The organism is Candidatus Stoquefichus sp. SB1 (assembly GCF_001244545.1).
Classification (GTDB): Bacteria; Bacillota_I; Bacilli_A; order Erysipelotrichales; family Coprobacillaceae; genus Stoquefichus.
On the sequence record NZ_LN852695.1, the window covers coordinates 209,137 to 233,661 of the forward strand.

The window sequence follows — 24,525 nt, forward strand, 5'->3', positions numbered from 1 at the left end:
AATAGAGGTTTAAATCATTTCGACATTACACCAAATATTGTTACAAATCTCTTATCTTAGGTCACGACCTTGTGGTACAAAATCTCCTGTTTCCATATAATAATAAAGAATACGTTCTTTGAATTTTAAGATAATATCATGATACTTGGGATTATCAATTTGATTATGTAATTCTAATGGATCTTGATTTAAATCATACAATTCATCCTTTTCATACAATCTCATTGTATACTTGATATTTCCCATTCTACACATTAATGCTTTGGTATGTTCTGGTCCTTCACTTGATTGAGTACTTAATCTTGGCCAATATGGTGAAGTAGGTCCATGACCTTTCTCCATCGCTTGAACTTCTCCATGAATACGACCACCTTCACAAAAGACTGCATCTTTATGTTGTTCATCTCCAGCTAAAACATGAACCAAAGATTTCCCAAACTGTGTATATGATAATTGAATATTACACATGTCTGCAATTGTTGCTGGTAAATCTAATAATTCTGCTAATGCTTTTGTTTTTCTTGGTTTAACTTTCAAATTTTGTGCAGGTTTAATTAAGAGAGGAATATTACTAATTGGATTTTCAAAACAATTTTGTACTTTTTCTGTTATATTGTAATCTCCTGTATAATCACCATGATCACTAAAGACAATAATATTTGTATCATCATATAGATGATGTTCTTTTAATTTATCACAAATCATACCAAACTGATGATCAAAACGAGATACCATTGCTAAATAAGTTGCTCTTAACTCAGTAAATCTTTCTTCACTCCAATTTTGAAGATTTTGTTTAGATTCAATACTATATAACATACTTGCACGATCTTGAAGTGTCGCAATTGATGGTCTTCTTTGTGGAACCAGACTTCTATCAATCATCGAATACCAAGGATCTTCACAGGCATATGGTGGGTGTGGGAAAGAAATTGTACAATAGAGAAAGAAAGGTTTGCTTTGAGGCTCTTTGCTTTTTCTATCAATATAATCTAATGCACTTTCAATACAATTCCAATCTTGTTTTCCATATCCTTCACTATCTTTTAATTTTCCAATATAAAAGGAATAGAAATTATCATCCTGTATCTCTTCTTCTGTGATTTCCTTTTGATAACCCATTGGTAAAAAAGGACTCTTAGGATTATCACGATTGTTTTCAAAAGATATACCATCATAATATTCATCACAATAAGGTGTTTTGACTTTATCACCTGGAATGACATCATTTCTTCCAATCCAAATGACTTCATATCCATTATCTTTCATTTCTTTGAGAATATTTGGTTCATCTTCATGTCTTTGAAGATAATGCATTGTTCTGTGTCCTGTTGTATGAGGATAAAGTCCTGTTAAAAAACTACAACGTGAGGGAACACAAACAGGGTTTTGACAATAAGCATTTTCAAATGAAATACCTTCTTCTAATAAATTATCTAAATGAGGTGTCACTGCAGCATCATTCCCCATGTGATGCAATGAATCATTTCTCATTTGATCTGCTACAAATAAAACAATATTTGGTTTTTTACTCATATCAATTCTCCTATTCTTCTGCTTTTATAGCGTCTTCCTCTAAACAAGCCTGTTTATCTGCAACTTTAAAGAATGGATAATATATTGCAAATGTTAAAACTAAGCTAAAGACTTGATAAACTGCTACACGCCATCCACCTTGAATAAATCCACTAATGATAGGAGGCATTGTCCAAGGAATTTGATACCCAATCAAGACTGGCAATACACCAATAACCGTTAATCCATAAGCTATGATTTGGGTAATTAATGGTGCTAAAACAAATGGAATAATTAATGTTGTATTCAATACTAATGGTGTACCAAAAGTTACTGGTTCATTAATATAGAAAATATTAGCTGGTAAAGCCAATTTTCCTAAAGCTTTAAATCTTTCTGATTTAGCAATAAAGATCATTAGCACACATAATGAAATCGTCATTCCAGCACCACCAAATTGATACGTATTTTTAAAAGCTGTTGTATAAATATATTGTGGTGTTCCGCCTGCTTGATAAACTGCTAAGTTTTCTAATGCTAAGGGTAAGAGTAATGGGTTGCTGATAGAATTGATAATATTTCCACCATGTAAACCAAAGAACCATAAAACATGTAATGCTAATGTGAAAATAATCATTCCAGCAAAGCTTCCACCAACCATTTGTAATGGTGTTGCTACAAAAGTATAAATCAAACTATGTAAACTTCCATAAGATGTTAAACTAAATAAATAAGCAATAACTAAGAAAATTGTTCCTACTAAAAACATTGGAATTAATGAACTAAAAGATTCAGTAACCATTGGTGGAACACCTTCTGGCATTTTAATTGTTAAACCTTTTTTATTAAAGAAAATAAACAATAAAGATGAAACACAACCAACAATCATTGCAACGAAGAGACCTCTTGCCCCTAACCAGTCAAATCCCAGTGCAGTCACAACGACATCTTGATTAGTTGTAATTTGTAATAATGGTGTCACAATAATAAATGAAACCAAAGCCGTTAATCCACCTGCAAATCCATTATACCCTTCTTCTTTGGTAAAAGCATATCCCAAAGCAACAACAGTATATAAAGAAATTAAATCAATTGTTAATTTTGACGGTAAAGCTAGCCATGTTGCTAACCCCGTTTCTGCTAACCAATCTGTCCAAGCAGTGACTGGGAAACTTGATACCAATGTGAACATTGAACCAAAAATAGTTAATGGTAATATAATCATGAAACTTTTGTTAATAGCTTTGAGGTATCTATTATTTCCAAGTTTAATACCAATTGGCATAAGCTTAGACTCTAAGATGTCCATAAATTTTTGCATTTTTTCCTTTTCCTCCCTCTCGATGATTTTTACTTTCAGCTGTATACAGTTAATAATGAAACTTGTTTCACTTATATTATACATATTTTAAAACTATTTTCAATAATATTTTAAAAATAGTTTTATTATTTTATAAAAATATTTGAAACTTGTTTCATTTTGACATTATTTTCATATTCTTGTATGATATATATATGATGCATATAATTGGAGGTATCATATGAACCCTTTTGAACGTTTAGATTTTTATAAAAATAATTATACAAAAAGTGAACAACTTATATATGATTGGATTAAAAAAAATCCTTCAACTGTCGTTATAGACAGTATTGATGCTTTAGCTTTAGAAACATCAACATCTAAAGCTGCTATTATCAGATTTAGCAAAAAGATTGGTTATTCTGGTTTTGCAGAATTCAAGTTTGAACTTTCTCGTTATATCATATCTGGAAGTCGTGAAAATGAAAATGAGAGTATGGATATTGCTCGTTCTATTACATCTTTATATGCTGGTTATATTAAACAAATTAATGATTACATAGATTTAAAGAATATCAGAAAGATTGCAAAATTAATATCAAATGCAAAGCGTGTTAAAATTATTGGTAAGAATAGAACAGGTTTTTCAGCATTACAATTTCGTTATCGTTTAACAAAGATAGGTTTTGATGCTGAAGCATTAACTGATCCTATCTTGATTGAACAGATTCAAGAAAGTTTAACAAAAGGTGATGTTGCGATTATCTTTACAACTCGTGCTGCTGATCCAAAATATTATGAATTTATTAAGACAGTTTCAAAAAATGGTGTAACAACTGTTGTGATTACATGTACAGAAACAAAACTCATCAAACAAGCAAATTATCATGTATTATTACCTTCTATTGAAAATGCCTCAACGTCATCTTTCTTAGATAATCAAACAATTCTCTTTGTTTTTATAGAAATCTTATTAGCTGAATTGGCTTATATTGTAAATGGAAATTATAATCATAATAAAAAATAAAAGAAATAAAAGTTCAAAGGAAAGACTTTTTTATATCTTTCCTTTTGTTTATCCTTATTTCAATTTTCCTTGTCCTATATTATAAAATATTTGATAAGTTTCTTTTAAAAATGCTTGATAACCACAATAATCATCATCAAAATAAACAATATTCATTCTTTTACATTGACCATGACAGATATTCTTAAATTGACATGTTTGACATAATTTTGAATATCTTTTTTCTTGTTGTAAAAATTTTTGTGCATTTACTGATTGTTTTAATTTTAAAAGAGAATCATTTTTAATATTTCCTAAACTATATTGATCTAGTGCATAAAAATCACATGGATACACAGTTCCATCGCCTTCTATAATAAATTGTAACTGACATTGTCCTAACATACCACAAGTTCTTGGATAATGGCCTTGAAAAATCATTAATAAATCTTCAAATAAAGAGATAGAAACATATTTTCCTTGTTTTAAATCTTCATACCATAATGGAAAGATTTGATGATAAAATTGATAAAAGTCTTGTGGTCTTAAATAATATTGATCTGTAGAATTATCTAATTCAGGTAAACAGGGAATGAATTGAATATATTGAAAATTTTGTTGTTTATAAAACTCATATATTTCTTTAGCATAAGGAATCATTTGTCGTGTTATTACTGTTAATATATTATAGTCTATTTTTTTCTTTTTCATTTGTTGAATATGTTGAAAGACTTTATGAAATGTAGGTTCTTTCCCTTTGACTCTCATTTGATTATGAATATATTCATTTCCATCTAATGAGATTCCAACTAAAAAATGATTTTCTTTAAAAAAATCTAACCACTCTTCATCTAAAATCAATCCATTTGTTTGAATAGCATAATGAATAATATGGTCTTTTTTATTTTTATGAACATAATCTACAAAATATTGAAAATATTCAAGTCCAGCCACTGTTGGTTCTCCACCTTGAAAAGCAAAAGTGATGTCTTTTGCATCATTTAATGCTTTATCTATAAGTATTTCAACAGTATCTTTTGACATAATCCCTTTGGAATAGTTTTCTCTTTGTTTTGAAACATCACTATAAAAACAATATAAACAATTCATATTACACAAAGATGATGCTGGTTTAATTAAGTATGAACTGCTCTTCATTCTATCACCTACTTTAAACATAGTATAACAATATAATGAAAATTAATCTATGCAAAAAGGAATGATTTCACTCATTCCTTTCTTTCTAGCAATATGATGGTAAATACATTTGAGGATTATCTTTATATTTATTAGCTTCTTCCTCTGTAAGAAAAACTGTCATATGAATTTGTCTTGAAGCAATTCTATGAGGTCCTGCACACCCTGCATAACCTTCAATGCTAAATTCATAATCATCTTCATGACCTTCAATATCCATAACCTTACCAGACATAACATATCCATTCATTAAGAAATAAACAATTGTACCTTCTTTTAACATATTTTTACCTTCTTTCATAAACACTTGCTCCTACATGAACAATTTCTTCTAATAATTTTTGCATTTTTATAATAATTGGATGATTCTCTAAACCATAATGTTCAGCCATTTTTCTTGTTTTTTCAAAAGCTAACCATGTACTTCCTTGTTCATCTTGCCAAACAGCTATTTTTAATGGCAATTGTAAGGCAATACTTTGATCTATCAACATTAGATTTGTACCTACTTTTGGTGCTCCAAAAACCAATACTGACGTTTCTCTTAAATTCATACCAACATCTTGGGCATTCTTAGCATGATCGAATTTTGCAAAGAGTGGAATATTTCTTCTTTGTAATTCTTTTTCTAATTTTAAAATGGTTTCTTGAACAGATAATTGTCCTTCTATTAAATATAACTGATTATCATCATAATTTGTAGATAATAAATCTCCGAATGCTCCTGCTATTTTTCTACCTAAGTTTGTAAAATCAACATTTTCTTTATTGGCTAATAAAGTGACACAAACAAGTTCATGAGAATCAGTAAAACGACTTAAAAATGCTGAATATCCTGGAACTCCTCCTTTAATATCCATGAGTCCACGATGTTTATAAAATTGCCATCCAGCAACTGCTGGCACTTCCTGTCCATTAGGTAAATTCCAAGGTTTATAGATTTTGTTTCGATTTTCAATATCATGAATTAAAACCCCACCTGCTAATCCAATATCCCAAAAAGATATGTCTTGAGCACTTGCCCATATATCATTATACCCTTTTGTAACTTGTGGAATTATTTCTATACCAGATTCATCATAACTTCTTGAATATTCTGTTGGATCAATATACTCTCCATTTGTTTTAAACATTTGATGAATATAATCACTTTTAGAAACATCTTCATGTTTAAATTGAGAAAGATTTTCATAAAATCCTGTATGTCTTAAATTTAAGAATTGAATCTGTTTTTCAGTAATAAATTCATGATAACTTTGTTGACTTATTCTTTCTATGATTTCACTTAAGAATAAGAAATTGATAGGATTCATTTCAACATCTTCACCTGGTAAAAAATGAAGTGGTTCTTCTTTTAATGCATCAATAACATCATGAAATAGTATTTTATCTTCATAATGAGGTAATCCACTTGCATGATGTAATAAATCAATAATGCGGATATCTTTCCACATATCTGGAATTTCACTCAGATAATATTGAATTGATTTATCTAAATCAATCTTTCCTTCTTCATATAATTGCATAATAGCAACAGCACAAAATGCTTGTGAAATAGGACCAACTGGAAACATTGTATTGACACTTGCTAATCTTTTTTCTTTAACATCAGATAATCCATATCCAACAACTCTTGGAATATAAGGAGCCTGAACAATTGCAAGTGTTAAACCTGGTATTTCTTCTTCTTTCATAAAATCAATTATCATTTGATCAACACTATTGTCTAAATAACTAACATCATAACTTCCACGCAATTTCATTTCTTTATGTTCTTTTGTATTCATATTATTTTTCCTTTGTATTAGAGATATTTTCTAAATCAATCAGAATATCTCTAATTGTTATAGTTGCTAAATAATCCTGACAAACATTTTCTAAATCATTACAAAGATCATCAACAACATGTGACATACCACTACTGATCATACATTCATTATGAATGTCTCCACTTCGCCATGATGTCTGACAAATATTAATTTGTAAAGCATCATAAATTTGTTTCAATGTGATGGTTTCTTTACCAACTTGAAAGAAATAACCACCATTTAATCCTTCTTTTGTTTCTATAATACCTGCTTTTTTTAATGGAGCTAAAACTTTTCTTATTCTTACAGGATTTACACAAACATTTTTAGCAATTTCTTCACTTGACATTTGCTTTGCTTCCTTTCGCAAATAAGCCAGTACATGAATAGCTATTATAAACTCACTTGGCATCCTATCACCTCTTAACTGTAACTTTTTTTATTACATTTATATCATAAACTCATTTTCCCATTTTATCAATCAATATGCACTTATATAAGAAAAGGACAAAATCAATTTGTCCTTTCTCATTATGAAGTGAATATGTCTATGTATGTAGAACGTTCCTCTTTGGGAATATCTAAGAAATCTAATGCCTCTTCTAGTGTATAACCATTTTTAGCTATGAGTTTCTTTATTGATTCAATCAGTCCTTGCTGCCTACCAATGGTCTTTCCTCTTGCTTCTCCAATGGCTTCTCCTTCAAGCAATCCCTTTCTTCTAATCTCTTCCCATATTTCACACATCTCTTGTTTCCCTCCTTCGTTTTCCTTATAATAGCTGACTCTCTTCCTTAGAAACTCATAGTGCATCTCACTTGAATCAGTACAGAACATATCATGCATTAATCTCCCTAGTGCTGTATCCTCCTGAATGCTTGCATTCACATAGATAATCTCTCTTCCTTCTTCAAACATCTGATTGTTTTCATCAATTCTACAATGACTATGATAGATTGGCAATCCATATCCCAATACATCTGTCTCGGTTATAAAGATAATGATCACATTGGGAAGCTTATCCCATTGTTCATTGGGAAACGATGTATTCGCATCTATCAGACTTCCATGAAACCTCGCTCTTTTAGGATGTGCTCCTTTGGTATCTCTCTGTACTTCAATGTTGATATAGTCATCACCATCCCTGACAAGTACATCAATGCTGATAGATCTACCCAGAATATTATTGATATCATACTGAGCATGACATTCAATGATATCAACACTCCTTTCAAGGATAATTTCAAGAAACTGTCTGACGACATCCTCATCCTTAAAGACAATCCTCATGAAGTCATCATCCATCAGTCTCAGTCTGGCAATAGAATCAAGATAATCGGTATTGCCTTCATGAACAAATAAAGTCATTCAATAAATCCCTCCTTATATTGATATAAGGAATCTAATAACAATATAGCACAATAATTGCTTAAAGTAAATATTTATTCAAAAGATCCCTATACTTATATATACACAAAAAAAGTTCATTTTTCTTTTTTTAAATCAAAGAAAATTAAATTTTTTACTAAACAATTATTGAGTGAAACATGACTAACATATTTACATCATTATGATCTTCTTAATATTTTTCTAGGATATTATAATATTGATTATATATTACTTTTCATTTATACTTAAATATGACCATAATATAGTATTTATAATTCTATTTTGTGTTTACTAAAAATTTACTTTTTTAGCTATTGGTTATCACCTTTTCACTTTTTTAATGATAGCTTGAACAACTTCATTATAAACAGAAAGGTGATACCTTTGTATAACTTTTTATCTTCCACCTGCATAGCAGGTGTTTTTTTCATATACTCTGTTCTCAACTTGCTCAAGTTTATTAAATCAAAAAAAGAATAGCTCACACTATTCTTTTATTCTACATATGAAATTGTAATAAATCTATTTTTTCCTTCGCCTTGGCTTTCTGTTTTTAAATGACCCATTTCAGAAATCACTTGATGAATTACTTTTCTTTCATCAGCAGGTAATGGATCAAGTTTAACTGCTACTTTACTTCTTAAAACTTGTTTTCCAAGACGTTTTGCCATAGATGACACTTTCTTATATCGATTTTCTTTATATCCATTTATATCAATACTAATTTCAATTCTTTTCTTAAATTGATTCTGTACAGCATTTTTAGCAATAAAATTTAATGCTCTTAAAATAACACCATTTTTACCAATCAAAATAGAATTATTATCTGTATTAATATTACAATAAATACGTTCATTTTGAATATAAGATACTGTTTCTACAGTAAACTCCATATCTGATAAAATTTTTCTTATGTAATTTTCTAAAAAATCTTGAACCATACTCTCAGTATAACATTCAATAATCACTTTTTTAGAAAATAAGCCTCTTTTTTCTTCAATAATTTCATAATTCAGCTGATCTGGAGTTATTCCTAAATCTTGACATGCAAGTTGGACAACTTCATCTACAGTTTTTCCTTCATATGTTTTCATTGTTTTGTCCGTCCTTATTTTTCTCTTTTCTTTTCAATGTGATAAATTTGGATATAAATAGTTCTTATAATTGTAACGATACTTGTTGTAATCCAATATAAAGACATAGCTGTTGGCATTGATAATGCAAACCAAACAATCATAACAGTCATAACAATATTCATTGTTTTCATTGATTGTTGTTGTTTAGATACTTTATAACGAGGATTTCTTTTTAACATGATATTATTGATTTCAATTGCTAAATATTGTGTAATACCAACAATTGCAACAATAACAATATATTGCCAATGACCACTTGTGATTTGAGACATTGGTGTTAATCCTAATGATAATCCAAAGAGTGTTGAATCATATAAAAGTTCAATTCTTTGAACACCTTGCCACATTGCTAACATAATTGGAAGAGTTAAGAAAGTTGTAAATGAACTCATCATACTAACATCATGCTTTTTATATAATGCCTGAATTTCAGCAGATTGTCTCATTTGTGAAGCCTGATCTTTTCTTCCAGCATATTTTCTTTGAATCTTTTCCATTTCTGGTTGAAGCATTTGCATCTTTTGTGTAGAAACAGTAGATTTAATCATAATAGGTAAGATTAACAAGTTGATGAAAATTGTCATACCGACAACTCCCCAGGCAACATTACCTAATGTATCACTAATAAATAAGATTCCCTTAGCAATTGGTATTGTTAAGATAAAATCAAAAAATCCAGCATCCAAACTCCATGGAGTTGAAGCATTAATTGCACGATCAGCTAATAAATGTCCATTTGAATCTAAGTTTTGACCACAACCTGTCAATACAAATACAAAGGCCAATAATGCAAATACCTTTAAAAATTTCTTTGTACGTTGATCTAAATACATGTTTATTTTTCCATCCTTTTATTTATTTTGTCATAGAGAAATTTTAAATCTTTCATATTATCCTGATATGAACTTGTTAAAAATTTATTTCTTACTATCACAATAAAATCCCTTTTTTGATCTTTATCAAAAATTTCTTGAACCATCATTCTGACTTGCCTTTTCACTTTATTACGCTTAACAGCATGACCTAATTTTTTACTTACAGAGATACCTACTCTCATATGATAATCATTTTTCATATAATAGACAACATATTTTCCATTAGCAACAGAATTTCTTTTATGAATAATTGTCTGAAAGTCCTCATTTTTCTTAATTCGATATTCTTTTTTCATATTTTTTTAGAAAAAAAACCACATAAAGTGGAATTTTTGTTAGGCAGATAATACTTTTCTTCCTCTTTGACGGCGACGAGCAAGTACTTTTTTTCCGCCTACTGTTGCCATTCTAGCTCTAAAACCATGAGTTTTTGCTCTTTTTCTCTTATTTGGTTGATATGTTCTTTTCATTCATTACACCTCCAAAATTTCTAATTTTTTTATACACAGTAACATATGCCCCATTATTATATGGGTTTTACCCTTATAAGTCAATGAAAATAATGAAAATTCTTTGATACAATACGTATTTTTAGGAAAAAAAACAGGCATAAATTCAGTCAATTTACATATATTATGAATAGAGGAAATAAACTTTTCACACTTTATTCACGTTGTGAAAGAAGTTATTCACAATTGTGCATAATTCCTCTTAACGCCTTATCCAGCTTAATTCTTGATTGTGAATGAGTTTAAGCATAACTTGTGAATATAGAAATCTCAAAAAAAATATTCACAATTATTCACAGTGCATAATTATTTGTGCACATTTTTACTTTACACAAATTTGTGTATAACCAAAAAAATACCGATTTATCAATACTTTTTACTGTGCATAACTATGTGAATAAGTTGTGCATGGCTTTTTTGCTCTTCATTTTATTCACAATTTCATCTATAATATGAACTGAAAGAAGGTGAATATGTGAATAATCTTAATATAGATTGGCAAAAGACGCTCAATATATTCAAAAGTAAGCTAGATGAATTTCATATTGATAAGATTAGTTTTGATTCTTTCTTCACAACTTTGCAGGTCAGAGATATTGTTGATAATGATGTCACTATGACTATTGATACTCAATGGAGTTTAGATTTTGTATCTACTTATATTGATAATTTAGAAGAAATCTACAACACAATTACGAATGGACATTATCATTTAACCCTTGTGACTGAAGAAGATTATAATAAAGCAACATCTCAAAAAAATGTTTTATTAAACTTTGAAGATAATCTTAACCCTGATTTAACATTTGAAAACTTTGTTGTTGGTAACAGTAATAGAATTGCTCAAAATGCCTCATTAGCTGTAGCAATGAAACCAGGTATTTCTTATAGTCCTTTATTTATTCACAGTAATTCAGGACTGGGGAAAACACATTTATTAAATGCAATTGGTAATTACGCTAAAAAACGTGAGCCTTCAACAAAAGTCCTTTTTACAACAAGTGAAAACTTTGTGAATGAATATATCCAATCACTATCAAACCATACCATTGAAGAATTTAATTATAAATTTAGACATATTGATATCCTTTTAATAGATGATATTCAATTTATGGCTACAAAAGAATCATCTAGTGAAATCTTTTTTAATATATTTAATAGCTTAATTAGTAATAAAAAACAGATTGTCATTACTTCTGATAAACCACCTCGTGATCTAAGAGGTATGGAAAGTCGTCTAGTCAGTCGATTCTCTTCTGGTTTAACAGTCAGTATTGACACACCTGAATTTGAAACATCAAAAGCCATCTTAAGAAAAAAAATTGAAATAGAAAATGTTGATTATCCTATTGCTGAAGAAGTTCTTGATTTTATAGCTTCACACTTTAATACCGATGTTAGAGAATTAGAAGGAAGTTTAAAACGTTTATTATTTTATAAACTGATTTGTGGCAAAAAATCTGATACAATAGATTTAAACTTTGCATTAGAAGCATTTAGTGATACATATACTCAACCTGCTCAAAAGAAGGAATTAACAGTATCTAATATCAAAAAATGTGTTGCTGATTATTACAATCTCACAGTTACCCAAATTAATTCTAAATCTCGTACTTCTAGTATTATTGTTGCAAGACATATTGCAATGTACTTAGTTAGAGACTTAATTGATGATATTTCTTTTATTCAAATTGGTCATGAATTTGGAGGAAGAGATCATTCAACTGTAATGAAAGCTTGTAGTAAAGTTCAAAAGAAATTAGAGAAAGATATGAATTATCGTCAAGCTATTGATGACATCAAAAAGAAGCTTGTGTAAAAGTTATGCACAGTTATCCACAATTTATTCACCCTCTATTTCTTAAAAAAGAATGATAAAAACACGATTTTTTAAACTTATGCTTATTGTGCACAGTATTATTATTATGATATTATTTAAATAATAATAAAAATAAAGGAGAAAAAAGATGAATTTCAAGATTAAAAGATTAGAGTTACTTAATGCTTTAGCAAAAGTATCCAGAGCTGTTTCAATGAAAAGTCCTTTACCTGTTTTAACAGGAATTAAATTTGATCTCAAAGAAGATGAATTAATATTAACTGGTAGTGATAGTGATATTACAATTCAAACAACGATTAAAGAAAATATTGAAATTCTTGAAAAAGGTTCTGTTGTTTTATCTTCTCGATATATATTAGAGATTATTAAAAAAATTGATTCTGATCAGGTTCATATATATATAGTAGATGGAACTTTAACAAGAATAGAAGGAGCAAGTTCACGTTTTGATTTAAATGGTACATCTTATATTGATTATCCTAGAATTGATTTAAATAAATCTGGAGTCAATTTACAGATGAAATCAACAGATATTAAAGAAGCAATTGAACAAACATCTTTTGCTACAAGTGAAAAAGAAACAAGACCTGTTTTAACAGGAGTTAATTTTAAAGCAAAAGATCATGTTTTAGAATGTATTGCAACTGATAGTTATCGTTTAGCAAAACGTATATTAAATATTGAGTCTGACGTTTCTTTTAATATTATTATTCCTAAGAAAAGTTTAATTGAAATTAGTCGTATTATTGAAAAAGATGAATTAATTGATATGTATGTTTCTGATCGTAAAGTCTTATTTATATTTGATTCAGTATTAATTCAAACAAGATTAATTGATGGAACATATCCAGATACAAGTCGTTTAATTCCAAATAGTTTTGATTATTCTATGACTATTGATAGTGTAAGTTTACTTAATTCTATTGATAGAGCTTCATTATTATCAAATGAGCAATCAAATATTATTAAATTAACAATGAATGAAGATCAAGTGATGTTATCTTCTTATTCACAGGAAATAGGGTCAGTAGAAGAAAATTTATCAAAAGCTTTTTATAAGGGAACACCACTAAGTATCTCTTTTAGTGCAAAATATTTAAATGATGCAATTAAAAGTATTAATGGTGATAAGGTCAAAGTCTTATTTACAGGTGAAATGAAACCATTTATTATTAAAGATTTTGAAAAAGAAGATATCATTCAATTGGTTTTACCAGTTAGAACTTATTAAAAAGTATGATTTTGTCATACTTTTTTCTTTTTTGTCGATTATGTATTCTTGATAAAGAAATTGAATATGATATAATAGTCTAGTATAAATATTTGGCAAAGCTATCGAAAGGTAGTGACGCAAAGCTAAAGGGCCTTTTTATTGGCAGCCAGTTGCATTTTGGTAATAGGTTGCTTTGCACCTATTTTTTATTTTGAGAAAGGAATGGAAAGATGAAGAAAACAAAATCATTAATGAAAATATTAATAGCAGCACTTCTTATGATTTTTACGTTTTGTTCATTCTATGACTTTATTCAACAAACAAATATATTAAATACTCAAACAACATTAGATCATTTAAAAGATGTTGGTAAAGAAACAGCCAATAATTATAATCAGAGATTTATAACAATGTCTCAGATTTTAAATAGTACTTGTAAATTAATAGAAACAAATGCTTCAAATGAAAAAGATATTGGTCAAATATTAGATAATGTTCAACAAAATCATACAATGTTTCAAAGATTATGGTTTGTAGATAAAAATAAACGTTTGCATAATTATAAAGAACATCTTGAAATGGATGCTGTTAATAGTTATGTTGATCTCATGTTAAAAGGACAATCTGGAATAACTGATCCTTTTGAGTCACCATTTAATCACAAAATGGTTGTTGTTGTTTATAATCCAATCTATAAACAACAAGAAGTTATTGGTGGTGCTATTGGTATTGTTGAAATTAATGATGTAAATCATGATTTTATTTATAATGATATTTTTGATAATGAGGCTTATGTTTTTGCAACTGCTTCTGATGGGAAAATAATATCTAAAATTAATAATAAGAATACACTTTATTATGGTGATAATTATTTTGATTTTTTAAAAAATGATGTTTTATATTTAGATGGAAATTATAATAATGTTATTGATCATATAAAAAATAATAAATCAGGATATATTACTTATCGTTTTCATGAAAATTATGAACGTTTGGTTTATTATACACCTGTTAAAATTAATAATTGGTATGTTTTTACTGTTATCTCTAGAGATATAGTGACACAAAAGAATGAAAAGACTAATCAAATTACTTTCTATTTAATTGTAAAAATGATTATTTTATTTATTATTTTAATGATATTGATTATTATCTATTTTAGAAAGATTAACAAAATTAATAGAGATATTAATAGAAAATTAGCTGCAAGTAATCGTAAAATTGAAGTTATTTTAAAACAGACAAATGATCGTATTTTTGAATACAGTATTGATAAAGATAGTCTAACTTTAGATGCTTGGAATGATTATCCTAAAATTATGTTAAATAGTTTTTTGAGTAATTTGCATAATTATAATTTTGTTTCTAAAGAACATGAAAAATTATTAATAGAGAAATTCCATGAAGTTATTGAGAATAAAGATAAGATTGTTTTTGATGCTAAATTCCCATATATCAGTAAAGATGAACAAACATGGTTCCATGTTTCTATTATCTATGTTGAAGAAAATCATAAGTTAATTGGGACATTAAAAAATAGTACAAAAGAAATGGAAGAGTATAATATTCTTCTTCAAGATCAAATGTTTAAAAATTCAATATATTCAAATGCTATGTGTATGTTTGCAGTGAATTTAAAGAGTCGAAAGGTTGTTATTTATCAAGTTGATAGTTTATATCATAATGTAATTAATGTTGAATATAATGATGAATTTATTTCAAATGTGATTTCTAAAGTTCATCCAGCTGATAAAGAAAGAGCAAGACGTTTCTTTAATTGTGATCGTATTCAAAGTCTTTATCATCATCATGATGGTATTAATCGTATAGAGTATCGTAGTTTTAATGAAGAAATGAATAAATATGTATGGATTCGTTATAGAATTCAATTTGAAAGACAAAGTAGCAACAATGAGTTATTAATGATTGCTTATGCAAATAATATTAATGAAGAGAAATTAAGACAGTTAGAATATGAATTTAAAGCTCAAAGAGATGGGTTAACAGGGTTATATAATCGTCAAAGATTTAATCAATTGGTTGATAATTATTTGCAAGAAAATAATTCTTTGGTTTGTTATAATGCTTATATGATTGTTGATTTAGATAATTTTAAAAAGATTAATGATAATTTAGGTCATAGTCAAGGGGATCAGGTCATTCAAAATGTTGCTCAAATATTAGAAAATATTTGTAGTGAAAATGGTTATATTGGACGTTTTGGTGGCGATGAGTTTGTGATTTTCTTATATGATCAGGAGTCATATGCTGAAATTGAAAACAAGGCAAGAAAGATTTTAAATGAAATTGAAAATATTGAAATTGATAAAAAGTTTGAACTTTCTGCATCCATTGGTATTGCTTTTGTTAAAAATGAAAAGAATCATATGCAGTTATTTGATAAATGTGATCAGGCGTTATATGTATGCAAAAATAGTGGTAAGAATAGATTCTTTGTATTTATAGATAATGAGGATACTAACTTTTAAAGTTAGTATTTTCATTATCTTAATGAATAAGCTATAATAAAGATGGTGAGATTATGAAAAAAATATTATTAGTTGAAGATGATATGGATATTATCAGTCATTTAACTTTATTTTTAGAAAGTGAAGGTTTTGTTATTAAAAATACAGATAGCCAAACACAGGCAATGAAGATGATTTATAATCAGAATTTTGATTTGATTTTATTGGATTTATCATTAAAAGAAGGCCATGGTTTTTCTTTATATCATGAGATTAAAGACTATCAGGATATTCCTATTATCTTTTTAACTGCCAGCAATGATGAATATAGCGTTGTAACAGGATTAAATTTAGGTGCTGATGATTATATTGCGAAACCTTTTCGTCCAAGAATTCTTTTATCAAGAATTCAAAGTGTATTAAGAAGATATCAAAAACAGGATATTATCTATCAGTATTTAGATATCAAATTAAATACATTAAGTGGTCAGGTTTATAAAAAAGATAAAGAAATTATTTTATCAGCTTTAGAATATAAATTATGTCTTATTTTCTTTTCTCATCCTCATCAATTACTCACAAGAGAATTTCTATTAGATGAACTTTGGAATATTACCGGAGAAGATGTGAGTGATAACACATTATCTGTTTATATTAAAAGATTACGTTATAAAATAGAAGATGATCCTAAAAATCCTCAGATTATTAAAACCATGCGAGGATTAGGATATAAATTAGGAGAATAAGATGGTTGAAGTATGTCTCATTATGATTATTTTGATACTGGGATGGACATTGTATCAGAAAAATCAAAATATAAAGAAAATATCAAAGCAAGTTAATGATGTTTTATTTCAGCAAAAAGATTTATATATTCAAAATTTTAAAGAAGGATCATTATCTATTTTAGAAAGTGAAATTGTTAAATTAGTGAATCGATTGTATGAACAAAATCATTTATTAGCTGAAGATAAAATATTATTAAAACAATCTTTAGAAGATATTTCTCATCAAATGAAAACACCATTAACATCATTAAATTTAATCCAAGAAAGATTAAAATATGCAGATGAAAAAGAATTAAAACATCTTTTAAAACAGCAACAACAATTATTAGATAAAATTGAATGGTTAGTTGCTTCTTTATTAAAAATAGCCCAATTAGATGTTGGAACAATTCAATTTCAAAAAGAAGAAATACATATTGATGAATTGATTGAACATTTAATCAAACCATTTGAAATTCCTATTGATCTAAAAAATATTCAAATACATATTGATTCACAATGCGAACAATTAAATCATTTAGATTATCATTGGACCTTAGAAGCACTGCTTAATATTTTTAAGAATTGTGTAGAACATTTACCAGATGAAGGTATAATTAAAGTTATTATACAAAATAATCCATTGTATGATGAAATTATTATTCAAGATAATGGTGAAGGAATTTCAAAAGATGATTTACCTCATCTCTTTGAAAGATTTTATAAAGGTGAAAATGCTACACAACAAAGTGTTGGAATTGGTTTAGCGTTATCACGTATGATTGTTGAAAAACAAAATGGAACAATTACAGCAGAAAATACATACCCAGGTGTTAAGTTTACGATACACTTTTACCATGAAGTTGTCTAAACTTTTTTTCTTAGTGACAATTCTGTCACTTTGTTGTCATAAGCATGTCATTATGAAATGATATAATATGGGTGAATGGGAGGTTATTATGAAAATATTAGAAGTGAAGAATTTATCAAAAATATATGGAAAAGGTGAAAGTGAAGTTATGGCTTTGAATAATGTTTCTTTTTCTGTTGATAAAGGGGAATTTATTGCTATTGTGGGATCTTCAGGTTCAGGAAAAAGTACTTTACTTCATTTAATTGGGGGTGTTGATCGACCAACAAATGGCGAAGTGATTGTCAATGGGATTCATGTCTATCAACAAAATGAAGAAGAATTAGCCATTTTTAGAAGAAGAGAAGTTGGACTTATTTATCAGTTTTATAATCTTATTCCAGTATTAACAGTTGAAGAAAATATGACATTACCAGTCTTATTAGATAATCAGTCAGTGAATCAAGGAAGATTAAATGAACTATTAAAGATATTAGATTTAGAGAAGAGAAAAGATCATCTGCCAAAACAATTATCAGGAGGACAACAACAGCGTGTTTCTATTGGAAGAGCTTTAATGAATGCACCATCTGTTGTTTTAGCTGATGAACCAACAGGAAATCTTGATTCAAAGAATAGTAAAGAAATTGTTGATTTATTGAAATTAACACAGAAAAAGTATAAGCAAACATTAATTATGATAACGCATGATGAAAGAATAGCAATGCAAGCAGATAGGATTATTGTTATTGAAGATGGTCAAATCAAAAAAGATGAGGTCTTAAAGAAATGAAAATCATGAATCAGTTAACTTTTAGATATCTCAAAGAAAATAAAAAAAGAACGATTTTAACAATTCTTTGCATTACTGTATCAGTTATCATGATTTGTTGTGTAGGTATTGCTTTTTATTCAGGAAAACAGTTTTATAAAGAATATATTGAAAAAACTGTTGGTGATTATCACTATCTGATTGTTAGTCAAAATCCGGAATTAATTAAAAAAGTTGCCCAAGATAAGACAATATCAGAATATTATTTTTCTCATACTGAACCTTACTATCGTGATGATCAATTAACTGATCAAAGTTTTCTTAATTTAAAAAGAGGAGACGAACTCTATTTTCAAAAAGAGGATTATGGAAATTTATTAGTAAGTGGCAGATTACCACAAAATACAGAGGAAATTGTCATTTCACAAAATTATTTAAAATTAAATCAATTAAATGTATCAATTGGGGATTCTATTGATTTATATAGTAATGAAAGTCATACAAATGATCATTTTCAGATTGTTGGTTTGATAAATGATTATAACAGTCAAAATCATTATAAAAATTCATTTAATGCTATCTCTTATATTGATTTTCGTAATGCTCAAACATATTATACGCTTTATATAAAAGATAAGGAGCTTTCTAAACAAATCTTTGATCATGCAAAAAATTTATCTGATAATAATAGTGGAGACCTTCGTTATAATTCTTCGTATCTTGCTATTCAGGATATTTTTGAAGATCATTCAAGCTCAATGTTTCTAGGAATTTATAATATTGTTGGTGTCTTATTAGCAGTGATTGTTATTATTTCATTATTTATTATTTATCAGGCATTTAATTTATCAACAAATGATCGTATTCAATATCTTGGTATGTTATCAAGTGTTGGAGCAACGCCAAAACAGAAAAAACGTTCTGTATATTTTGAAGGATTAATATTATCATGTATTTCTATTCCATTAGGAATTATTCTTAGTTTTTTAGGATTATGGATTACATTTCATTTTATTAACCTCTTAGAAACAGTCAAGGTGTTAAATATTGCTATCTATCCACAAATATCAGGTTTTTATTTATTTCTAGTCATTATTATTTCACTCATTACTATTTTTATTTCACTTTATTTACCAGCAAGAAAAATATCTAAAATATCAGTCATAGATGCTTTAAAGAAAAATGATGAAATAACTGTTAAACCTAAAAAATTAAAGACTGGATTGTTGGCACGTCGTTTTTTGAATGTTTCTCAACAACTTGCTATTAAAAATTATAAACGTCAAGGTAGACGTTCAAGAGTAATTGTCATGTCATTAGTCATTTCAATGGTTTCGTTTATTTCAATGTACAGTTTTAGTCGTATTTTTCTAGAACAAGTCAATCAATCCAATGTCTATAATCAATACGATATTCAAATGAATATGGGATATGATAAAGATTCACTTCAAAAAACTATTGATATATTAAACCAAAATCAAAAAGTTGATGATTATTATTATATAACATCTCTTAATATTACAGCTAATATTGATTCAAGTTATTTAGACATTCCTATAGAAAGTGATAAAAATGCTTATATTCAACTGATTGGTTTAAGTGAAAATAAGCGTCAACAATTATGTGATGATAATCATATAACATATCAAAAAAATTTGGTTCTTGCATATGATGGAAAATATAAATGTTTTGAATCAGAGCAGGAATATATTCAAAGATATAAGAAGATGGATAAAAACTTTTTCAAATCTATGCAAATGACTGATAATGAATTTAATGAGCGAGGTGATATTATTGGAGAAAAAGTCATTCCATTACAATTATTTGATCAAGTTGTTAGCATCCAAAAAGATCAATTTCAAAATGGTTATGGATTTGGTAATTTAGATAGTACTCTTTATTTCATTGTTCCAATAGAATATATTACAAATGTAGATGTTGATTATAGCCATACCATTACTTATAATATTTTTTCTTCTGAGCATCAGGAATTAACCAAAGAATTAGAATCATTAAATTATACTGTCTATGATTATGCTCAAAATGTCTTAGAAAATAGACAAATTTTCTTAATTATTCAAATCTTTGTTTATGGTTTTGTATGTATTATGATTTTATTTACAATGTTAAATATTATCAATATGATGAGTGCAAGTATTGATAAAAGAAAAAAAGAATTAGGAATGATGTTAAGTGTTGGAATGAGTCCAAATGGAATAACAAAAATGTTGTTTTATGAAAGTTTTATTTATGGATTGAAAACATTATTATATGGTTTACCTATTTGTATTGGAATTGAATGGTTATTTTATGATCAAGTGAAAATAAGTAATATGATTTTTGTACCATCATTTTTAGCTTATATCATTTCGTTTGTTGTGATTATATTCGTGATGTTAGTGACATTTAGAGTTGGCTTAAATCAGTTTAAAAAACAAAATATTATTGAAACATTAAAAGATGATATGTAAGTAGAAAATACTTACACATCTTTTTTTTCGCCTTATTTTTCGTTTTAAGAGACTTTTGTATAAAAATGAATTTTATATCTTTTTTAATAAATATTGAATATACGCCATAAAATCTACCATTTTAGATGATTTTATGATATAATAGGAACAGTTTGGAAAGAATCGGGTGAATTATTTTATGAGAGAAATTAAAATAGATACTGAGTATATTACATTAGGTAAATTTTTAAAATATGTAAATGCTGTTGATTCAGGAGCAGTGGCTAAATTAGTTATTTTAGATGGACAGGTTATTGTTAATGATGAAGTAGAAGTCAGAAGAGGAAAAAAGTTACGAGATGGTGATGTTGTCTCTTTTGATGGAATAAAATATATTGTAAAAAATGAGAATTGATAGAATAAATTTAAAAAGTTTTAGAAATTATTTAGATTGTTCTGTAGAATTTAATCCATTTATTAATATTTTAATTGGTCAAAATGCACAAGGAAAAACAAACTTATTAGAGGCTATTTATATTTTATCAATGTCAAAAAGTTTTAAGACAAAGATTATTGATGAGTTGATTTATTTTGATGAAGATTTTGCAAAGATTCAAGGAGATATTGTAACTCATGAAAGGAATATGAATTTAGAAGTTGTTTTATCTCATATGGGGAAAAAAGCTTTTATTAATCATAATGAAATTAAAAAGACAAGTGATTATGTAGGCTATCTTAATGTTGTATTGTTTGTGCCTGAAGATTTAATGTTAATAAAGGGTAGTCCTAGATTAAGAAGAAAATTAATGGATATGGAAATATCTAAGATTTCTCCTATTTATATGTATAATTTAAATAAATATAACAAGCTTTTGAAAGAACGTAATAAGTATTTAAAGATGTTACATGACTCTCATAAAGGTGCGGATGAATATTTAGAGGTTTTATCTGAACAAATGGCACAAATTCAAGTGAGTTTAATGAAGAAGCGTTTTGAATTTATAGAATTATTAAATGACATAGCTGTAAAGATGTATGATTATATTGCAATGCATAAAGAAACGTTAAGAATTGCATATAAGACTCATTATAAAGAAATGAGTTATGAATGTATTTTAGATAAATATCGTTCTCAATATCAAAAAGATATTCTTTTTGGACAGACCAATAGTGGTATTCATAAAGATGATATAGAGATGTATTTGAATGATAATGATGCAGTGATTTATGCATCACAAGGACAACAAAGATCAATTGTATTGGCTTTAAAGATTGGTTTATTAGAACTTATAAAAAAAGAAATAGGTGAATATCCTATTTTATTGCTGGATGATGTTTTAAGTGAGTTAGATGATGTACGAAAAACTAAGTTATTAAATTTAATTCAAGGAAAAGTGCAAACATTTATAACTTCTACATCAATTGATGGAATTCATCATCAGGTGATAGATATGGCAAAAAAGATTGTCATTGAAGATGGACATGTGAAAGGAGAAGACAATGGAAGAAAATAAAGTACAACATAGTTATGATGAATCTGATATTCAGGTATTAGAGGGATTAGAGGCTGTTAGAAAAAGACCAGGTATGTATATTGGAACAACTTCTTCTAGAGGGTTACATCATCTTGTTTGGGAAATTGTTGATAATTCAATTGATGAAGCTTTAGCAGGATTTTGTACTGAGATAAAAGTTATCTTAGAAGAAGGAGATATTGTTAAGGTTATTGATAATGGACGTGGTATGCCTACTGGTAAACATGCAAAAACTGGGAAAAGTACAGTTGAAACTATTTTAACAGTCTTACATGCTGGTGGTAAATTTGGTGGAGGCGGTTATAAAGTCTCTGGTGGTTTACATGGTGTTGGTGCTAGTGTTGTTAATGCGTTGAGTGAATGGTTAGAAGTGCATGTTCATAGAGATGGACATATTTATTATCAACGTTTTGAAAAAGGTGGAGCTCCAGTCGGTGATTTAAAAATCATTGGTGATTGTGATGATACTGGAACGATTGTTACTTTTAAAGCTGATCCATTGATTTTTAATGAAACAACTGTCTATGATTATGAAACATTAAATCAAAGAATTAGAGAATTAGCATTTTTAAATAAAGGTTTAAAATTAATTCTTGAAGATCATCGTATAACTCCTCATAAAGTCAATGAATATCATTATGAAGGTGGTATTAAAGAATATGTTGCTTATTTAAATAGAAATAAAACAGCTATTCATGAAGAAATCATTTATGTAGAAGATGAAGTTGATGATATTAAAGTTGAAGTCAGTATGCAATATAATGATGGATATCAACCTAATATTTATTCATTTTGTAATAATATTAATACTCAAGAAGGTGGAACACATGAAGAAGGTTTCCGTTTAGCTTTAACAAGAGTTATTAATGCTTATGCTAAAAATAATAATTTCTTAAAAAAGGATGATGAATCATTAAGTGGTGATGATTGTCGTGAAGGATTAACAGCAATTATATCTGTTAAACATCCAGATCCTCAATATGAAGGACAAACCAAAACAAAATTAGGAAATGCTGAAGTACGTAAAATTGCAAGTAATATTATATCTGTAGCGTTAGATAAATTCTTGTTAGAAAATCCAAATACAGCTTCAATTATTATGAATAAAGCCATTGTTGCAAGTCATGCCAGAATGGCTGCAAAACGTGCAAGAGAAATGACACGTCGTAAAACAGCATTGGATAGTATTGCTTTACCTGGAAAATTAGCTGATTGTTCGTCTAAGGATCCAACTGAGTGTGAAGTATTCATAGTCGAAGGGGATTCTGCCGGTGGTAGTGCTAAGATGGGGAGAGATAGAAGAACACAGGCTATCTTGCCACTTCGTGGTAAAATCTTAAATGTTGAAAAAGCAAGATTAGATAGAATATTAGGAAATGCAGAAATTCGTTCTATGATTACTGCTTTTGGTACTGGTATTGGTGATGAATTTGATATTAGTAAGTTAAGATATCATAAAATCGTTATTATGACCGATGCCGATGTTGATGGTGGACATATTCGTATCTTAATGTTGACATTCTTATACCGCTTCTTAAAACCATTAATTGAAGAGGGATTTGTGTATGCTGCTCAACCTCCACTTTATTTATTAAAACATGGTAAAGAAGAACATTATTTATATTCTGATTATGAATTGGAAAGAAAAAAAGAAGAATTAGGACCAAATGCAAAATTCTCTATTCAGCGTTATAAAGGTCTTGGAGAAATGAATGCTGAACAGTTATGGGAAACAACAATGAATCCTGAAAATCGTGTATTATGGCAAATAGATTTAGATGATGCAATGCAGGCTGATGCAATGTTTGATATGCTGATGGGTGAAAAAGTAGAACCAAGACGTGAATTTATTCAAGAAAATGCCCAAGAAGCAGAACTTGATTTATAATAAAGGA

22 protein-coding genes and 1 riboswitch are annotated in these 24,525 nt (G+C 27.9%); of the genes, 11 read left to right on the forward strand and 11 right to left on the reverse strand.

The window, feature by feature from the left end; all coding sequences use genetic code 11:
- Positions 1 to 51 precede the first annotated feature (51 nt).
- Both BN1865_RS09100 and BN1865_RS09105 read right to left on the reverse strand, forming a co-directional pair.
- Positions 52 to 1,536 (reverse strand): sulfatase-like hydrolase/transferase, encoded by a 1,485-nt coding sequence (locus tag BN1865_RS09100; RefSeq protein ID WP_050636954.1) that lies wholly within the window; start codon positions 1,534 to 1,536, stop codon positions 52 to 54.
- A 10-nt stretch (positions 1,537 to 1,546) separates the two neighbouring features.
- Positions 1,547 to 2,836, reverse strand: coding sequence for a PTS sugar transporter subunit IIC (locus BN1865_RS09105; protein ID WP_050636955.1), 1,290 nt, complete (start codon positions 2,834 to 2,836; stop codon positions 1,547 to 1,549).
- A 220-nt stretch (positions 2,837 to 3,056) separates the two neighbouring features.
- Between BN1865_RS09105 and BN1865_RS09110 the strand changes: the two genes are divergently transcribed.
- Positions 3,057 to 3,842 (forward strand): MurR/RpiR family transcriptional regulator, encoded by a 786-nt coding sequence (locus BN1865_RS09110; RefSeq protein WP_050636956.1) that lies wholly within the window; start codon positions 3,057 to 3,059, stop codon positions 3,840 to 3,842.
- A 54-nt stretch (positions 3,843 to 3,896) separates the two neighbouring features.
- Here BN1865_RS09110 and BN1865_RS09115 read toward each other — a convergent pair whose 3' ends face one another.
- The 9 genes from BN1865_RS09115 to rpmH all read right to left on the reverse strand — a co-directional run bounded on the left by BN1865_RS09115 (position 3,897) and on the right by rpmH (position 10,696).
- Positions 3,897 to 4,979 (reverse strand): radical SAM/SPASM domain-containing protein, encoded by a 1,083-nt coding sequence (locus tag BN1865_RS09115; RefSeq protein ID WP_050636957.1) that lies wholly within the window; start codon positions 4,977 to 4,979, stop codon positions 3,897 to 3,899.
- Positions 4,980 to 5,064: 85 nt separating this feature from the next.
- Positions 5,065 to 5,319, reverse strand: coding sequence for a hypothetical protein (locus BN1865_RS09120; protein ID WP_232780365.1), 255 nt, complete (start codon positions 5,317 to 5,319; stop codon positions 5,065 to 5,067).
- Positions 5,306 to 6,805, reverse strand: a complete 1,500-nt coding sequence (locus BN1865_RS09125) for a serine hydrolase (protein ID WP_050636958.1) — start codon at positions 6,803 to 6,805, stop codon at positions 5,306 to 5,308. Before BN1865_RS09125 ends, BN1865_RS09120 begins: the two co-directional genes overlap by 14 nt.
- Position 6,806: 1 nt before the next feature.
- Positions 6,807 to 7,238, reverse strand: coding sequence for an RrF2 family transcriptional regulator (locus tag BN1865_RS09130; protein WP_050636959.1), 432 nt, complete (start codon positions 7,236 to 7,238; stop codon positions 6,807 to 6,809).
- Positions 7,239 to 7,357: 119 nt separating this feature from the next.
- The gene (locus BN1865_RS09135; RefSeq protein ID WP_050636960.1) at positions 7,358 to 8,194 is read right to left on the reverse strand and encodes a hypothetical protein; all 837 of its coding nucleotides are present in this window, start codon (positions 8,192 to 8,194) and stop codon (positions 7,358 to 7,360) included.
- Between the two features lie 515 nt (positions 8,195 to 8,709).
- Entirely contained in the window at positions 8,710 to 9,309 is a 600-nt protein-coding gene (locus BN1865_RS09140; RefSeq protein ID WP_050636961.1) for a Jag family protein, read from the reverse strand.
- Positions 9,310 to 9,323: 14 nt separating this feature from the next.
- Entirely contained in the window at positions 9,324 to 10,184 is an 861-nt protein-coding gene (locus BN1865_RS09145) for a YidC/Oxa1 family membrane protein insertase (protein ID WP_050636962.1), read from the reverse strand.
- 2 nt (positions 10,185 to 10,186) lie between these two features.
- Positions 10,187 to 10,522 carry a ribonuclease P protein component gene (gene rnpA / locus BN1865_RS09150; RefSeq protein WP_050636963.1) on the reverse strand — a complete coding sequence of 112 codons (336 nt, stop codon included), beginning with the start codon at positions 10,520 to 10,522 and terminating at the stop codon, positions 10,187 to 10,189.
- Between the two features lie 39 nt (positions 10,523 to 10,561).
- Positions 10,562 to 10,696 (reverse strand): 50S ribosomal protein L34, encoded by a 135-nt coding sequence (gene rpmH, locus BN1865_RS09155; RefSeq protein ID WP_050636964.1) that lies wholly within the window; start codon positions 10,694 to 10,696, stop codon positions 10,562 to 10,564.
- A 514-nt stretch (positions 10,697 to 11,210) separates the two neighbouring features.
- Between rpmH and dnaA the strand changes: the two genes are divergently transcribed.
- From dnaA to gyrB, 10 genes are all read left to right on the forward strand, one after another.
- On the forward strand, positions 11,211 to 12,554 hold the full coding sequence (dnaA, locus tag BN1865_RS09160; RefSeq protein WP_050636965.1) for a chromosomal replication initiator protein DnaA: 1,344 nt from the start codon (positions 11,211 to 11,213) through the stop codon (positions 12,552 to 12,554).
- A gap of 148 nt (positions 12,555 to 12,702) precedes the next feature.
- Positions 12,703 to 13,806 carry a DNA polymerase III subunit beta gene (gene dnaN / locus BN1865_RS09165; RefSeq protein ID WP_050636966.1) on the forward strand — a complete coding sequence of 368 codons (1,104 nt, stop codon included), beginning with the start codon at positions 12,703 to 12,705 and terminating at the stop codon, positions 13,804 to 13,806.
- An 84-nt stretch (positions 13,807 to 13,890) separates the two neighbouring features.
- A riboswitch (cyclic di-GMP riboswitch) is annotated at positions 13,891 to 13,966 on the forward strand.
- Positions 13,967 to 14,018: 52 nt separating this feature from the next.
- Entirely contained in the window at positions 14,019 to 16,277 is a 2,259-nt protein-coding gene (locus BN1865_RS09170; RefSeq protein WP_050636967.1) for a sensor domain-containing diguanylate cyclase, read from the forward strand.
- 53 nt (positions 16,278 to 16,330) lie between these two features.
- Positions 16,331 to 17,002: a response regulator transcription factor gene (locus tag BN1865_RS09175; protein WP_050636968.1), complete on the forward strand. Its 672-nt coding sequence runs from the start codon at positions 16,331 to 16,333 to the stop codon at positions 17,000 to 17,002.
- A 1-nt stretch (position 17,003) separates the two neighbouring features.
- Positions 17,004 to 17,894 carry a sensor histidine kinase gene (locus BN1865_RS09180; RefSeq protein WP_050636969.1) on the forward strand — a complete coding sequence of 297 codons (891 nt, stop codon included), beginning with the start codon at positions 17,004 to 17,006 and terminating at the stop codon, positions 17,892 to 17,894.
- A gap of 88 nt (positions 17,895 to 17,982) precedes the next feature.
- Positions 17,983 to 18,666: an ABC transporter ATP-binding protein gene (locus BN1865_RS09185; RefSeq protein WP_050636970.1), complete on the forward strand. Its 684-nt coding sequence runs from the start codon at positions 17,983 to 17,985 to the stop codon at positions 18,664 to 18,666.
- On the forward strand, positions 18,663 to 21,116 hold the full coding sequence (locus BN1865_RS09190; protein WP_050636971.1) for an ABC transporter permease: 2,454 nt from the start codon (positions 18,663 to 18,665) through the stop codon (positions 21,114 to 21,116). The genes BN1865_RS09185 and BN1865_RS09190 overlap by 4 nt, the downstream gene beginning before the upstream one ends.
- Positions 21,117 to 21,294: 178 nt before the next feature.
- Entirely contained in the window at positions 21,295 to 21,510 is a 216-nt protein-coding gene (locus BN1865_RS09195; protein ID WP_050636972.1) for an RNA-binding S4 domain-containing protein, read from the forward strand.
- Complete coding sequence (gene recF / locus BN1865_RS09200) at positions 21,500 to 22,609, forward strand: DNA replication/repair protein RecF (protein WP_050636973.1); 1,110 nt, start codon at positions 21,500 to 21,502, stop codon at positions 22,607 to 22,609. The genes BN1865_RS09195 and recF overlap by 11 nt, the downstream gene beginning before the upstream one ends.
- Complete coding sequence (gene gyrB / locus BN1865_RS09205) at positions 22,596 to 24,518, forward strand: DNA topoisomerase (ATP-hydrolyzing) subunit B (RefSeq protein WP_050636974.1); 1,923 nt, start codon at positions 22,596 to 22,598, stop codon at positions 24,516 to 24,518. The genes recF and gyrB overlap by 14 nt, the downstream gene beginning before the upstream one ends.
- Positions 24,519 to 24,525: the final 7 nt, after the last annotated feature.

Bases quoted from the DNA above. Each gene is read 5' to 3' on its own strand.
- BN1865_RS09195 (WP_050636972.1), top strand. From the start codon at position 21,295: ATGAGAGAAATTAAAATAGATACTGAGTATATTACATTAGGTAAATTT.
- BN1865_RS09170 (WP_050636967.1), top strand. From the start codon at position 14,019: ATGAAGAAAACAAAATCATTAATGAAAATATTAATAGCAGCACTTCTT.
- BN1865_RS09110 (WP_050636956.1), top strand. From the start codon at position 3,057: ATGAACCCTTTTGAACGTTTAGATTTTTATAAAAATAATTATACAAAA.
- recF (WP_050636973.1), top strand. From the start codon at position 21,500: ATGAGAATTGATAGAATAAATTTAAAAAGTTTTAGAAATTATTTAGAT.
- BN1865_RS09105 (WP_050636955.1), bottom strand. From the start codon at position 2,836: ATGCAAAAATTTATGGACATCTTAGAGTCTAAGCTTATGCCAATTGGT.
- dnaN (WP_050636966.1), top strand. From the start codon at position 12,703: ATGAATTTCAAGATTAAAAGATTAGAGTTACTTAATGCTTTAGCAAAA.
- BN1865_RS09135 (WP_050636960.1), bottom strand. From the start codon at position 8,194: ATGACTTTATTTGTTCATGAAGGCAATACCGATTATCTTGATTCTATT.
- rnpA (WP_050636963.1), bottom strand. From the start codon at position 10,522: ATGAAAAAAGAATATCGAATTAAGAAAAATGAGGACTTTCAGACAATT.
- gyrB (WP_050636974.1), top strand. From the start codon at position 22,596: ATGGAAGAAAATAAAGTACAACATAGTTATGATGAATCTGATATTCAG.
- BN1865_RS09115 (WP_050636957.1), bottom strand. From the start codon at position 4,979: ATGAAGAGCAGTTCATACTTAATTAAACCAGCATCATCTTTGTGTAAT.
- BN1865_RS09100 (WP_050636954.1), bottom strand. From the start codon at position 1,536: ATGAGTAAAAAACCAAATATTGTTTTATTTGTAGCAGATCAAATGAGA.
- BN1865_RS09145 (WP_050636962.1), bottom strand. From the start codon at position 10,184: ATGTATTTAGATCAACGTACAAAGAAATTTTTAAAGGTATTTGCATTA.
- rpmH (WP_050636964.1), bottom strand. From the start codon at position 10,696: ATGAAAAGAACATATCAACCAAATAAGAGAAAAAGAGCAAAAACTCAT.
- BN1865_RS09140 (WP_050636961.1), bottom strand. From the start codon at position 9,309: ATGAAAACATATGAAGGAAAAACTGTAGATGAAGTTGTCCAACTTGCA.
- BN1865_RS09125 (WP_050636958.1), bottom strand. From the start codon at position 6,805: ATGAATACAAAAGAACATAAAGAAATGAAATTGCGTGGAAGTTATGAT.
- BN1865_RS09175 (WP_050636968.1), top strand. From the start codon at position 16,331: ATGAAAAAAATATTATTAGTTGAAGATGATATGGATATTATCAGTCAT.
- BN1865_RS09185 (WP_050636970.1), top strand. From the start codon at position 17,983: ATGAAAATATTAGAAGTGAAGAATTTATCAAAAATATATGGAAAAGGT.
- BN1865_RS09190 (WP_050636971.1), top strand. From the start codon at position 18,663: ATGAAAATCATGAATCAGTTAACTTTTAGATATCTCAAAGAAAATAAA.
- BN1865_RS09130 (WP_050636959.1), bottom strand. From the start codon at position 7,238: ATGCCAAGTGAGTTTATAATAGCTATTCATGTACTGGCTTATTTGCGA.
- BN1865_RS09120 (WP_232780365.1), bottom strand. From the start codon at position 5,319: ATGAAAGAAGGTAAAAATATGTTAAAAGAAGGTACAATTGTTTATTTC.
- BN1865_RS09180 (WP_050636969.1), top strand. From the start codon at position 17,004: ATGGTTGAAGTATGTCTCATTATGATTATTTTGATACTGGGATGGACA.